Source organism: Bacillus sp. FSL R5-0512 (genome assembly GCF_038593295.1).
Classification (GTDB): domain Bacteria; phylum Bacillota; class Bacilli; order Bacillales; family Bacillaceae; genus Bacillus; species Bacillus safensis.
Map to the genome: position 1 here is coordinate 771381 of NZ_CP151982.1, position 13318 is coordinate 784698.

The window sequence follows — 13318 nt, forward strand, 5'->3', positions numbered from 1 at the left end:
AGTTTTCAAAAGAAAAAGGGCTTGATATGATAGAGAAAAGGTTTCCGAAAGCAGTTCTTAGGGAAAAGATAGGAGGAGAATGAAGGATGATTCATGTATTATTCGTATGTCTTGGCAATATTTGCAGATCACCGATGGCAGAGGCCATGTTTAGAAAACGAGTAGAAGATGAGGGGCTAAGCGAGCACTTTGTCATTGATTCAGCAGGCATTGGCGGCTGGCATCAAGGCAGCCCTCCGCATGAAGGAACACGAAAGCTGCTTGATGAAAAAGGGATCAGCTATGAAGGGATGTCCGCAAGACAAATCATAGATGAGGACATCACAGCATACGACTATATCATTGCGATGGATGCTGAAAATGTAGGAGCACTTCGCAGTATAGCCGGCTATGGGAAACATCACTTTATTGGCCGTCTTCTTGACTTTGTTGAAGACGACGATCGAGATGATGTGCCAGACCCTTATTACACTGGAAACTTTGAGGAAGTACATGATTTAATTGAAAAAGGAATTAATCGTTTTTTGACGTATGTAAAAAAAGAGAAACACCTTTAACTGAAAGGAGATCAGACGAGATGGAAGAAAAAAATCAAATCATGCTTCGTGGAGCTGTGATAGGAGCAGCTTGCGGCGCACTGCTGACATTATTTCATCGGCCAACGAGAATCGCGCTTAAAGACAAATGGGATGACTGTCAGGAAAAGCTGGCGGAATACCGTCAGGAGCCAGCCAGAATTTCTGCTTGCATGAAAGAAAAAATGGAAGAAACGAAGCAGCTGATGCGAACAGTCTCAGATGATTTGTCATTTTTAAATGAACAAGTCAATCAGTTAAAGGAAACAACCCCAAAAGTATTAGAGATTATTGAAGAAACAAAGGATCACTTTCGATCGAAATAGAAAGATTGATCATTGGAGATGAGGCGTATGGGTTTTATTAAAGCGTTAATTGAACGCTTTTTGCTGCATGAAGGACCGGCAAAATCTGCTGAGCTTGCTTACTTCTTTTTGCTTTCATTATTTCCGTTTCTCATCTTCGTGCTGACGCTCGTTGGATATTTGCCGCTGACGTCGAAGGATGTCCTAAGCGTCATCTCTGGTTATGCGCCAGAAGGAGCGCTTTCGATGATTGAATCCATTGCCGAAGAGACACTGAACAGCCGTAACGGCGGATTGCTGTCATTCGGGATTATTGCCGCCCTTTGGTCTGCATCTAACGGGATTAATGCCGTCGTCAGAGCATTTAACCATGCTTACGAAGTTGAGGAAAATCGTTCCTTCATTCTCGTACGTTTAACATCCATCATCTTAACCATAGCAATGGTTCTTACGATTATTTTTGCCTTAATGCTGCCTGTCTTTGGAAAAGAACTTGGCTTATTTCTCGCTGAATTAGTCGGGCAGTCAGATGCCTTTCTCACCATTTGGACGGCCATGAGGTGGATCATTAGCCCGCTGATTTTATTGATTGTGTTTACAGCCTTGTACTATTTCGCCCCAAACATTAGATTGAAATTGAAATTTGTTCTGCCAGGCGCTATTTTTGCCTCGATTGGATGGATTTTGGTGAGCATGCTGTTCTCATTTTACGTAGGCGAGTTTGCTAATTACAGTGCGATGTACGGAAGTATTGGGGGAATCATTATTTTAATGATCTGGTTTTATTTAACCGGCATCATGATCATTCTTGGCGGCGAGCTCAATGCGCTTTTACATAAGCGTAAAATCGTACCAGGCAAGGTGTGAAGAAATCCGGGCATCCTAAAGAAGAACGAACATGTTCAATCTTGATAGATGGGGGAATCACATATGTCCAAACAATCGAAAAAAGGCGGAAGCAACACGAAACAAAACAAAGGCCATCAGCCAAAGCACAAAACAAGCGGCAGTGCGAACGGGCAAAATGGTTATCATTAAATGAAAAAACTCCTCTGCGGTGCAGGGGAGTTTTTTTAATTAGAAATGGATTCATTGGGACTTTCCAGCACTGCCTGCGTTCTCCCAAATCGAACGCAGCAAAACACAAATAATATCACGATGCTGACAAGGTAAAGTAAATTCATTTCTTCAAACGTTTGCACAAAGAATCCTCCGAGTACCGGTCCGAGAATACTGCCTGCACTAAACGCCATCCCGCACATTAAATTCCCGGCGGGAAGAAGATGCTTTGGCAATAAGTCGGTCATAAAACTGATGCCAAGCGAGAAGGTAGAGCCTACAGCCATTCCAGCGATAAAGAAACAGATGGCCACAGCCAAAACGGATTGAATGAAAATCCCTGCCAAAAGGAAAAAGAATGATCCAGCGAGTGTCACACATAAAATGATGCGGCGTCTGCCAAACCGGTCACTAAGCATCCCAAGAGGAAGCTGAAAGACAATGCTCCCTATGGCAAACGCAGGTAAAATAAACGCAACTGCATCTACTGTCACACCGCTCCTGAGTGCATACACAGGGAAGTTACTATTAAGCGTCGTTTCTAAAAAGCCGTAGCAAAATGGCATCATAAAGGCGACCCAGCCAAATTGAAAGGCCTTTTTAAAGCGCTTCAAACTGTTTGTCTGCTCTGACGTTTGCACTTCGCCTGTATCTGGATATGTATTTTTTAAAACAAACACAAGGAGCCAAATACATAAACTAACGGCACCAGAAACAATAAAAGGCAAGGCTGGATTGATCTCAATGAGCGGCGTTAAAAAAGGGCCGGCGGCAAAACCGAGTCCAAATGATAATCCATACAATGAAATATTTCGTCCGCGATTTCTTGATGATGAAGCATAGGTCACCCACGTCTGTGTAGAGAAATGCAGCATATGGTCACCAATCCCGATCATGAGCCGGAGGAAAAACCAGACGACATAAGATTCAAAAAACACAAAGCTAAACAAGCTTAAAAAGACAGCAGCGCCTCCAATGACGATTAACGGCTTAAATCCAAACCGGCGAAGCGGTGCTTCCATAAAAGGAGACGCAAACAGCACACCGAGATATAAGCCTGTGGCATGCAGGCCGTTTAACGTAGGAGAAGTGCCGGCATGTTCAAAAATAATGGAAATGACAGGAAGTAATGCACCCTGTGAAAAACCGGATACGGATACCAGTAAAATTAAAATCATAAAGTGAATTCTCGACATAAGATGCTCCTTACAAGTTCATGTTTTCATCGTACAATGGAACCAGAGGGGTTTCAATAGAAAGGTGGAAAAGGAATGAAGCTGACATACGAAAAGGATCATTGGATCGCACTTATTGAGGACAGGCAGCTGCCTATTTCAGGAACAGAAGAACTGGGGTACCGCCCATCTCAATTGCTCACCTCAGCCATTGCAGGCTGCTTTGGAGAAATGCTCATTCATGTATGCCGTAAAAAGCGAATATCCTATGAAGGGATGAAGATCACATCTGAAACGACAAGGGCAGGAGCTGTAAACAAAATTTCCTGCATTCATTTACATATCTTATTTGAAGACATCAATACATCTGATGAACAAATCGATAAAATGATCACCCTTGCATTGAAGCACTGCTCTATGGTGCAGTCCGTGAAAGAGAGTATTGATATCACCTTCTCACACGCGCGAATCTAAAATGTATACGATGACGGCACTCACGAAAGAATAACAGTCAGACATATGTAAAGGAGAATGGCTGTATGAATCGTTTATTTCTTGTGATTGTCGCAGTCGGTGTTCCGCTATCGGTGATTGGCAGTTTTCTTCATTTCCCGCAGGTCATCATGTTTACCGTTTATTGTATCGCCATTATTGGTCTTGCTAGTTTTATGGGAAGAGCCACAGAAAGTCTTGCCATCATTGCGGGACCTAGAATTGGCGGACTTTTAAACGCCACATTCGGAAATGCAGTGGAATTAATCATATCGTTTTTTGCCTTGAAGCAAGGACTGACGGCCATCGTACTTGCTTCATTAACTGGATCAGTCATCGGAAATTTACTGCTTGTGGCGGGGCTGTCTTTTTTTGTTGGCGGATTAAAATATAAGCGCCAAGTGTTCAATGTCCATGATGCAAGGCACAATTCAGGCTTGCTCATGTTTGCCATCATTGTAGCGTTTGTCATTCCAGAAGTGTTTTCGATGGAGATGGCAGAGAATAAGCAGTTTGTTTTAAGCATTGGGATCAGCATTGTGATGATTTTGCTTTATGTCGCGGCGCTCTATTTCAAACTGGTCAGCCACCGCGGAGTCTATGTTGCTAAGCAGGACAGTATGCAAGGTGAAGCGGAGACGGAAGAAGAAACACCTGAATGGTCTGGAAAGTTTGCCACTGTCATTTTGCTGCTTTCGACGATCGCAGTTGCGTACATTTCAGAGCGTCTTGTTCATACTTTTGATACGGTAGGAGAACAGTTTGGCTGGAGTGAGCTGTTTATCGGTGTCATTATTGTGGCCATCGTCGGCAACGCCGCAGAACATGCCTCAGCTGTCATCATGGCGTATAAAAACAAAATGGATGTAGCAGTGGAAATTGCCTTTGGCTCCACACTTCAGGTTGCCATGATGGTCGCGCCAATCCTAGTCATCAGCTCGCTATTTTTTGATAAGCAGATGCCGCTCATTTTCTCCTTGCCAGAGCTCATTGCGATGGCATCCTCTGTGCTGCTCACGGTCATTTTATCTAATGACGGGGATACAAACTGGTTTGAAGGTGCCACATTACTCGCTGCCTATTTTATTATGGCGATTGGATTTTTCCTTTTATAATCTTTTGTGGATAAGGGACGTCTTTGCGGAAAATACTATGGAAAAATGAATGAGAAAGAGTGATGATATGAAAAAGATGCTCCGCATCATGTTTGTTGTTCTCTTATCCTTAAGTTTTCTATACAGCTTTTCAGCGGAGGCGGCAAAGCCATTTAAAGTGCCATCCTCTGTCGCCAGTATCTCCAAGGAGAATACGTATCCCAACGCGTCACAGGATCAGCCGCTGCTCCAGCCGAGCGAGCTGACGGCTGAATTGTTCAAAACAACAAGTGTACCGATTGAGAATACTCATTTGATTAAAATGCTGAATGAATCCAGCATTTCAGGGACGCCATTAGCTGTTGGATACCGTGCGACCATTTTCCTCGGGAGATGGGCGCTGAGCTACGATTCAAACGAAACGGTCGCCAACTGGGAATACAAAAAAGTGAATACGAACCACATTGATAACAGAGGCGGCAATAAAACAGCCATTGGAAAATACGTTCAAAAGCAGCAAGTGAAAGTAAGCGGCGGGCTCACAGCAAAAGTGCCGAACCCAGAAGATGTGAAAACATTGATGATGCAAAAAGCGATTCAAAAAACAAAGCTGCCCCTCGCTTTTGACACCGTGATTGGTGCAGGAACAAAACGAGATCAGTCATACCATGTCTCTCCGAAAAAAGCAGCATCGCTTCATGCCTATGCACCAGCGATCAACGAAAAAGGTAAGGTCACATACGGAGAAGTGTACCTTGTGCTAAAAGGAAATAAACGAAAACTCGTCGTAAAAAACGTGACCTCACAAGGAATCGGCGCTTGGATTCCTGTTCAGGATCACTTGACGTTTGGGTTTCAAGGGATGAATTAATCTCCTTTTATTAATAGGGGAGACATTAACGCTTTATCCATGATTTTTAAAGAAAATAAAAAAAGCCATAGTAGAAGTTGAATGAACTCAACGACTACTATGGCTTAAATTTTTTATTCCCCTAAATCCACATTATGATAAACCTGCTGCACGTCTTCAAGCTCTTCTAATACATCGATCAGCTTTTCAAATTGTGCTTTCGATTCATCGTCTAATGTCACTTCGTTTTGCGGAAGCATTGTGATTTCAGCGACAGTGAATTCTTCTACGCCGGCTTGTTTGAATGCTTCTTGTACTTGATGGAATTGATCTGGTTCAGCGTACACAATCACCGTTTCATCTTCTTCCATGATGTCACGTACATCAACGTCTGCTTCCATTAATAGCTCAAGCGTTTCTTCTTCGCTTTTCCCTTCGACACCGATGACAGCTGTTTCGTCAAACATGTAGGCAACAGAGCCGCTTACGCCCATGTTTCCACCGTTTTTCCCAAATGCTGCTCGAACATCTGAAGCTGTACGGTTCACGTTATTGGTGAGGGCGTCAACGATCACCATTGATCCATTTGGACCAAATCCTTCGTAGCGCAGCTCATCGAAGTTCTCTTCCGCACCGCCTTTGGCTTTTTCAATGGCACGGTCCACAATATGTTTTGGGACACTATATGTTTTTGCACGTTCTAGGACAAAACGAAGTGCTTGGTTTGATTCTGGGTTTGGCTCACCTTGTTTGGCAGCCACATAGATTTCACGCCCGAATTTTGCGTAAATACGACTTGTACTGGCATCCTTTGATGCTTTCTTTTCTTTAATGTTGTTCCACTTACGACCCATCTTATTCACTCTCTTTCACTTAGAAAATACACAGTATGAGGGTCCCCATGCTGCATGAAATCATTCTGCTATCTATTATACATGAATCAGTCAAGAGGATAGAAGTCAGAGGGCTGAAGTGAAGAGAATTGTTAGCAAATATGCCCAAGCGTTTCAAGCATTTCATGTTTTGCGTGAGCCCGAGTCAGCTCGTCACATCGAATGATCCTGCCATCTAATAAGGTGAAAAGAGCTGTGACATCTATTAAACCCCCGTCTCCGCTTGTGAGTTCAACATGAACCGTGTAACGAAAACACGCTTGCTGCGTTTCTTCATCAAATAACACATCATGAAAGGCGGGGATCACAAGCTGTGTTGTCATTTCTTTTAATGTGGATAGATGCTTTTTAAATTCATCAAGCGTGGAAACCTTCCCATCGGTCACTTGCTGATAGTCAGGTGAAAAATAAGTCTCCACCTTTTTTACATCGAACTTGGTTAACACCTCTTGATACATCTCCTTGATGAAAGAAATTGCTTCTGTTTTTGTCATTCCATACATCCTCTCTTTTGTTAACTGATTAACTAAATAACATTATAATTAACTGGTTAACAAAAAACAAATAAAAAAATAACCCCATCATATATGAGGTTATTTTGCAGGCTGGGGATAAGCGAGATCCTCAAGCAATTTGACATCATGCTGATGAAGTTGTTTGATCATTTCTTTTCGCACAGCGAGGGCAGCATCGAAGTATTTTTCGTCTTCGACCATTCCTTTTACTGTGATTTCAATCCCGCGATTCAGCTTATTCAGACCCATAATTCCATGAACTTGAAAGGGTTCAATGGCGTTTTGAAATTCGTCTTTTTTAAGAAAATCATGATGCATTTGATTTAAATTGTCACATGCTGTTTCAAGTGCTTGAAAGGCGATATCTGGGTTTTGATTCGCGCTAATTAACACAGATTCCGTAATCCGCATGTAGTCCATGTTATAGTTTTGGATTTGACGGATATCTCCGTTAGAAATGGTTAACAGCTTGCCGCTCCATTCTCTAATTTGCAGAGAGCGGAGACCAATCTCTTCAATGGTTCCATTAAAGAGGTTATTCACCGTCACATAATCCCCTTTATGAATCTGACGTTCATAGATAAGAAAAACGCCTGCTAAAATATCACGAATCAGCGTCTGGGCGCCAAAACCGATGACGATCCCAGCAACACCAGCACCCGCAAGGATTTTCCCAAAGTCATGAAAGAACAGAGAAATGACATAGAGCACAAAGCAAATCGAAGCGGTGTATTGCGTGACCGATTTGACCAAGCTCTCGATCGTTTTCTTCTTTTTGTCCTCTATAAACTCAGTTCGTTTAAAGAAAATTTGAAGGGCTTTGTTAATCATAAAGACAGCAAGCCAAAGAATGAGTCCAACAAGGAGAATTTCAATGTATTTGTTTTTGACTACTGTCAGAAATGTATCGTCCATCTATCGGCTACCCCCTGGCTGTACGAGAAGTAAAATCAACATCTTGATAATAGCTGTTTTTCACTAAAACATTCGGACCGAGGCACTGCACGCTTGGGCAATGACAATTTAGTTCTTTTGCTAATTTTGTGTTCATCCAGCGTGTATAGGCTGATTGCAATGTATCAGTTGCAATGTTTCCAAGCGGCGGAGTATCGCCAAAGTCTGTCACAATAATATTCCCATCAAAAATATTCACATTCAACCGTGAACGTCCATCAGGGTCATTTCGTACCGTGACGTTTTTCTCCTGGCGCAATCGGTTGAGGAGTCGCTGGTCTTCTTCATCTGTGCTGCATGAATAAAACGGCAGGGTGCCAAACAGCATCCATGTGTTTTGATCACGAATATCAAGCAGCTGATGAATCGCATCCCGCATTTGCGGAAGCGTCAATGATTCAAGGGCGCTGGCGAAATCACTTGGGTACATCGGGTGAACTTCGTGGCGCTGGCATTTCATTTCCTCGACGATTTGCCGGTGGATGTGTTCGATATATGGAAGCGTGCGCTTATTCAGCATGGTTTCAGCGGATACGGTTACGCCCGCTTTGACAAGTGCCTGACTATTTTCAATCATGCGGTTAAATAATTTCTCGCGCTGCTCAAAGGTTGGTTTTCGATCCATCATGGCAAAACCGACCGTTGCAAACTCTTCGACAGTGCCCCAGTTATGTGAAATGTGAAGGACATCTAAGTATGGGATAATTTCTTCATACCGCGTCAAATCAAGGGTTAAATTTGAATTGATCTGTGTACGGACGCCGCGTTCATGGGCATACTTTAATAAAGGGACGACATATTCCCGTACAGATTTAAGAGAAAGCATGGGCTCTCCGCCTGTAATACTGAGTGAGCGCAGGAGCGGAACTTCATCTAAACGGCGAAGCAGTAAATCTATCGGCAGCGCATTCGGGTCTTTAGGCTGTAAGGTATAGCCGACCGCACAATGCTCACATCTCATGTTACACAGCGTTGTTGTCGTAAATTCAATATTAGTCAGCTTCATTTCTCCGTAATCCTGCACATCGAGATAGGCTTCCCAAGGGTCGTATGCAGGTGTGATCGGACGAAGTGCTGTTTTTTGGTTCATGGTATCTATCTCCTTTTCATTCGGGCAAACGTAGACCCGCCAACAGTTAATTTTAAGCCTCATCACGGTTATACGCAAGGGGGACACAATTGATTTGCAAGGGAAAAAAAGATAAGCTATAAACAAACGCTAAAGGGAGTGTATCGATGGGTAAGGCAGCAGACAGCAAAGAGCAGCAGGTTGATTATTTAAAGAACCGATTAGATATGTTTATGAATGTGATTGATTCATTAGATCCTGAATCAACAGACGTTGAGGATATAGACAGACTGATCCAGATGATTGACGACCTAGAAGCGAAATATGAACGGTTTAAAAATGATTGGAAGGAAGAATAGCTCGCGCGGTGCGGGCTTTTTTCTTTAAATTGGCAGGTGAATCGGTGTATGAGTCTCGGTCTTATTCTGCACAATAGAAGAAAAACCGGGAAGTGACGTAAATGAAAAAATTCATGCTGATCTGTTTATGTGCGCTTTTTGTTTCCATGCCTCTCTCAGAAGCGGAAGCCGTGTCTAATAAGCCCATTAACTGGGGATTTGCGAAAAGTAAAGAGCACAGGCCGCCGGATGCGGGCAAAGAATTGACGGCACTCTTAAAAAAGTATGATGCGTTCTATTTAGGCAACACGAAAAAGAAAGAGATTTATTTTACCTTCGACAATGGCTATGAAAATGGGTACACACCCAAGATCTTAGACGTGCTGAAAAAACATCAAGTACCAGGCACCTTTTTTGTGACAGGTCATTTTGTAAAGGACCAGCCGGGGCTTGTCAAACGTATGGCAGAGGAAGGTCATATCATTGGCAACCATTCTTATCACCATCCTGATTTAACAACAAAGAGTACAAAAGAAATCAAAGAAGAACTGGACCGTGTCAATGAAGATGTGTACAAAATCACAGGAAAACAGGATAACCTCTATCTTCGTCCGCCGCGCGGTGTGTTCAGTGAAAGGGTATTAAAAGAAACAAAACAGCTCGGCTACCAAACCGTTTTTTGGTCAGTGGCGTTTGTGGACTGGCATATCCATCATCAAAAAGGAAAACAGTATGCTTACGATCAAATGATGAAGCAGGCGCACCCAGGTGCCATTTACTTACTTCATACCGTCTCTAGAGACAATGCCGAAGCGCTGGATGATGCCATCACCGCTCTGAAAAAACAAGGATATTCCTTTAAAAGTCTAGACGATCTCATGCTTGAAAAAGTATGGCATCTGCCTCAGCTATAGAAAGAAGCCTGCAGAAGACCTGCAGGCTTTTTGATTATCCCTCTCTGATTTTACGCTGAAACAAAAGAGGATGTTGACGTGAAAAAGAGTCAAACACTATTTAAAAATCCTAAACCACCCTTTATGTTTAAACCACAAAAGCATCCCCGAGACGAGGAGGCCCATAAAAATCAGCACGCCAAAATAGCCATATTTCCAGTGTAATTCAGGCATGTTGTCAAAGTTCATTCCGTACACCCCAACAATAAAGGTCAGCGGAATAAAAATGGTCGACACAATGGTCAATGTCATCATGATCGCATTCATCCGGTTGGAATTCAGTGTCTGATAGCTGTCTCGTAAATCGGCTGTCATATCACGGTTTGACTCAACGATCTCGGTTAACTTCAAAAGATGATCATAAATATCATTAAAATAAGCATGGCGGTTTGGATCGCTTTTCATCATATTCGTGTTCACAATACGATATAAAAGGTCCCTCATCGGGATAATCGTTCTTCGCAGTTTGAGCAAATCTGATCGAATCCCAAATACTTCGTTCATCAGCGTGCCATACGTTTTATGCCCTTCTTCATCCTCAATTTCATTCAGCCTGTCTTCAATTTGATAAATAATAGGGAAATAATCATCAACAAGCTCATCAATCAGCATGTAGGCAATATGCTCAGGTCCGCTGTTTCTCGCTTTATCAGAGCCTTTGAGCTTTCGAATCACACGTTCAACGTACGGCGCTTCTTTCAAATGAAAGGTCACGATATAGTTTTCACCAACAAACAGATCGACTTCCTCAGAACGAAGCGTTTTTTGATTAAGGGCATGCAGCACGAAAAACAAATATCCTTCATAAAAATCAAGCTTGGGCCGCTGTAAATAATGAAAACAATCTTCAATCGCGAGTGGATGGAAATGAAAATATTCCTTTAAAAGCGCTGCTTCCTTTTCCGTTGGCGCATGAAAATCAATCCAATACCAGGCGATATCGGGGCTTGAAAGCTGCTGCAATGTTGCATGTTCAATCAAGTCGCCGTTTTTTGTCACTGCAAGTTTTCTCAGCATGTGCACCCCTCCAGACTTGCATTATATCATGAAGCAGCGCCGGTGAACTTATACGTTTTCTTCATAAAAAAAGCCGATCTCATTTTTGAGATCGGTTCAATGTGCGTGTATGATTGATGGATAAAACCGAGAATTAAGGGCGACGGAAGTTGACGAAACCACCATTACGGTCGAACCAGCCTCTAAATGCCCAGTTGATGTAGCCGCCGTCACCTTTGTTTGTGAAAGATCCATTTTCAAATACCCAGACTCCGTACGTAATACTTCCGTATTTCACAGTAGCAAACGTTTTGACGCCGTTGAAACGAGTCTCATAACCTTGACTTAAGTTAAATACCATGACATTGTATTTTGCGCCGGCAGCATAGAAAGCAGACTCCATTAATCCTTTGACAAAGCCTTCACGGTTTGTGTTAGCATTTGCAGCATTGATTAATGCATTTGCAATACCAAGTACATCAAAGTTAATATTAACGTTTCCTGCAGTTGTAGATGCTTTACCTTCAGCAGCTTTGTTTAAGACAGTTTGCTGAAGTGTAGTAGAAACAGGTGCTGAAGTTTTTGGCTCAGCAGCATCAGCGAATACTGGCAGTGTCGAAGAAACAGCAGTGGCAAGGGCAACAGAAAGAATTGTTTTTTTCATTGGTCGGATCTCCTTTGTTTTTAAATTTTGGGTCTTCTTTTTTGTAAAATGTGAAACTAAGTGAAGCCGGTCATCAATGAGGTAAATATGTTCCTGCAAGATAAAACAAATGATTGCCTAATCCGCTAATTTCTTTGTTCACCTCCTTGATATGTCATAATTATACAAATATTTTTTGAATGGAAGATATCACCCAGAGGTTCTATTTCTAATTTAAGGAAAATGAGCCTAAAATGTTGAAGGATGCTGTCGAATTTTAGCTGAATTCGACTAAAAACTTTCATCTATCCAAAAGGAGAATGACCACAAATAAGGAAGATATAACTGATAAATTCTTGTACTCTTTATGTTTAAAAGTATTCAATCTAGAGAATCATTCATGCAAAATGAAACAATCACATCTGCGTATGTTTGCAGAAAGGAAGAGGACATGTATGTGGGAAAAACAGCTTGCGGTAGAGCCGCCGTATCATTTCGATCAAGTGCTTAGACGCTTATCAAGTGATCCATTAAAAGCAGTCGATTTGAGTCAAAGAGAAATAAAAGTGCCGATCAGATTAGAGCAAAAACCGTACGTGGTCATCGTTCAAGCTACTGGAACAAAGGATGCGCCTATGTTCCGGGTGCGATCAAACGGCCCAGAGGAACCCCTTCTTTCTGAGGTGAAACGGATATTTGGCATGGAGCATCAATTACACATGATTCAAGACCATTTTTCTCAAACCAATCTAGCGCCCATTTTTGAGCAGCATATTGGAACGCCGCTCATGCTGGATTTTCATTTATATCATTGTTTAATGAAATGCATCATTCATCAGCAGCTTAATCTTTCGTTTGCTTACGAGCTCACGAAACGATTTGTCCATACGTACGGCGAGCAAATAGAAGGTGTATGGTTTGATCCTTTACCAGAAACCATTGCCTCTCTTGAAACAGATGATTTGAGAAAGCTTCAATTTAGTCAGCGAAAAGCAGAATATGTCATCGATGTATCGAAACGAATTGTGAGCGGCTCACTTTGTTTAGAGGAATTACACGATTTATCTGATCTGGAGGTGGAAGAGCGATTGCTTCCGATTAGAGGGATCGGACCTTGGACGGTTCAAAATGTGCTCATGAATGGGCTTGGAAGACCAAATCTTTTTCCGATGGCAGATATCGGCATTCAAAACGCAATCAAACGGCACTTCGACCTGTCTGAAAAACCGACAAAAGAAGAGATGTCAGCGCTAAGCAAGGAATGGACCCCATATTTAAGCTACGCTTCTTTATATTTATGGAGAAGCATTGAGACAGATAAATAAATGAAAGGCATTTTCTCTCTTTGTCTAAGACGTGGTATACTAATGAGATGGAATAAAATGAAGACAACCTATCAAGGTTTTA

Annotated in this window: 16 protein-coding genes; 9 read left to right on the forward strand and 7 right to left on the reverse strand. The window is 42.3% G+C overall.

Annotated elements, in window-relative coordinates; genetic code table 11:
• Window positions 1–86: 86 nt before the first annotated feature.
• The 3 genes from NSQ25_RS03780 to NSQ25_RS03790 are packed head-to-tail and all read left to right on the forward strand — an operon-like array spanning window position 87 to window position 1747.
• Window positions 87–557: a low molecular weight protein-tyrosine-phosphatase gene (locus tag NSQ25_RS03780; protein WP_081124095.1), complete on the forward strand. Its 471-nt coding sequence runs from the start codon at window positions 87–89 to the stop codon at window positions 555–557.
• A gap of 20 nt (window positions 558–577) precedes the next feature.
• Window positions 578–901 carry a YtxH domain-containing protein gene (locus NSQ25_RS03785; protein ID WP_041106306.1) on the forward strand — a complete coding sequence of 108 codons (324 nt, stop codon included), beginning with the start codon at window positions 578–580 and terminating at the stop codon, window positions 899–901.
• Window positions 902–928: 27 nt separating this feature from the next.
• Window positions 929–1747, forward strand: a complete 819-nt coding sequence (locus NSQ25_RS03790) for a YhjD/YihY/BrkB family envelope integrity protein (protein ID WP_024425272.1) — start codon at window positions 929–931, stop codon at window positions 1745–1747.
• 206 nt (window positions 1748–1953) lie between these two features.
• On the opposite strand, the gene NSQ25_RS03795 is transcribed toward NSQ25_RS03790, so the two are convergent.
• Complete coding sequence (locus NSQ25_RS03795; RefSeq protein WP_326136707.1) at window positions 1954–3135, reverse strand: MFS transporter; 1182 nt, start codon at window positions 3133–3135, stop codon at window positions 1954–1956.
• A 75-nt stretch (window positions 3136–3210) separates the two neighbouring features.
• On the opposite strand from NSQ25_RS03795, the gene NSQ25_RS03800 reads away from it, so the two are divergent.
• The 3 genes from NSQ25_RS03800 (at window position 3211) to NSQ25_RS03810 (ending at window position 5571) form a co-directional block, all read left to right on the forward strand.
• A complete protein-coding gene (locus tag NSQ25_RS03800) occupies window positions 3211–3588 on the forward strand; it encodes an OsmC family protein (protein ID WP_326136706.1) in 378 nt (125 codons plus the stop codon).
• A gap of 65 nt (window positions 3589–3653) precedes the next feature.
• Window positions 3654–4721, forward strand: coding sequence for a calcium/proton exchanger (gene cax, locus NSQ25_RS03805; RefSeq protein WP_326136705.1), 1068 nt, complete (start codon window positions 3654–3656; stop codon window positions 4719–4721).
• Window positions 4722–4809: 88 nt separating this feature from the next.
• Window positions 4810–5571, forward strand: a complete 762-nt coding sequence (locus NSQ25_RS03810; RefSeq protein ID WP_227001727.1) for a YfkD famly protein — start codon at window positions 4810–4812, stop codon at window positions 5569–5571.
• Window positions 5572–5684: 113 nt separating this feature from the next.
• On the opposite strand, the gene NSQ25_RS03815 is transcribed toward NSQ25_RS03810, so the two are convergent.
• The 4 genes from NSQ25_RS03815 to yfkAB all read right to left on the reverse strand — a co-directional run bounded on the left by NSQ25_RS03815 (window position 5685) and on the right by yfkAB (window position 9002).
• The gene (locus tag NSQ25_RS03815) at window positions 5685–6404 is read right to left on the reverse strand and encodes a YebC/PmpR family DNA-binding transcriptional regulator (RefSeq protein ID WP_024425262.1); all 720 of its coding nucleotides are present in this window, start codon (window positions 6402–6404) and stop codon (window positions 5685–5687) included.
• A gap of 131 nt (window positions 6405–6535) precedes the next feature.
• Window positions 6536–6937, reverse strand: coding sequence for a nuclear transport factor 2 family protein (locus NSQ25_RS03820; protein WP_326136703.1), 402 nt, complete (start codon window positions 6935–6937; stop codon window positions 6536–6538).
• Between the two features lie 99 nt (window positions 6938–7036).
• On the reverse strand, window positions 7037–7873 hold the full coding sequence (locus NSQ25_RS03825) for a mechanosensitive ion channel domain-containing protein (RefSeq protein WP_326136702.1): 837 nt from the start codon (window positions 7871–7873) through the stop codon (window positions 7037–7039).
• Window positions 7874–7880: 7 nt separating this feature from the next.
• The gene (gene yfkAB / locus NSQ25_RS03830) at window positions 7881–9002 is read right to left on the reverse strand and encodes a radical SAM/CxCxxxxC motif protein YfkAB (protein WP_070326774.1); all 1122 of its coding nucleotides are present in this window, start codon (window positions 9000–9002) and stop codon (window positions 7881–7883) included.
• A gap of 146 nt (window positions 9003–9148) precedes the next feature.
• Here yfkAB and NSQ25_RS03835 point away from each other — a divergent pair, with 146 nt between their 5' ends.
• Together NSQ25_RS03835 and pdaA are read left to right on the forward strand one after the other, a co-directional pair.
• On the forward strand, window positions 9149–9340 hold the full coding sequence (locus tag NSQ25_RS03835) for an SE1561 family protein (protein WP_012009274.1): 192 nt from the start codon (window positions 9149–9151) through the stop codon (window positions 9338–9340).
• Between the two features lie 101 nt (window positions 9341–9441).
• A complete protein-coding gene (gene pdaA / locus NSQ25_RS03840; protein ID WP_024425844.1) occupies window positions 9442–10233 on the forward strand; it encodes a delta-lactam-biosynthetic de-N-acetylase in 792 nt (263 codons plus the stop codon).
• A 96-nt stretch (window positions 10234–10329) separates the two neighbouring features.
• Here pdaA and corA read toward each other — a convergent pair whose 3' ends face one another.
• Both corA and NSQ25_RS03850 read right to left on the reverse strand, forming a co-directional pair.
• Window positions 10330–11289 (reverse strand): magnesium/cobalt transporter CorA, encoded by a 960-nt coding sequence (gene corA / locus NSQ25_RS03845; protein WP_034283707.1) that lies wholly within the window; start codon window positions 11287–11289, stop codon window positions 10330–10332.
• A gap of 133 nt (window positions 11290–11422) precedes the next feature.
• On the reverse strand, window positions 11423–11932 hold the full coding sequence (locus tag NSQ25_RS03850) for a hypothetical protein (RefSeq protein ID WP_024425256.1): 510 nt from the start codon (window positions 11930–11932) through the stop codon (window positions 11423–11425).
• Window positions 11933–12366: 434 nt separating this feature from the next.
• On the opposite strand from NSQ25_RS03850, the gene NSQ25_RS03855 reads away from it, so the two are divergent.
• Window positions 12367–13236 carry a DNA-3-methyladenine glycosylase gene (locus tag NSQ25_RS03855; protein ID WP_326136701.1) on the forward strand — a complete coding sequence of 290 codons (870 nt, stop codon included), beginning with the start codon at window positions 12367–12369 and terminating at the stop codon, window positions 13234–13236.
• Window positions 13237–13318 lie beyond the last annotated feature (82 nt).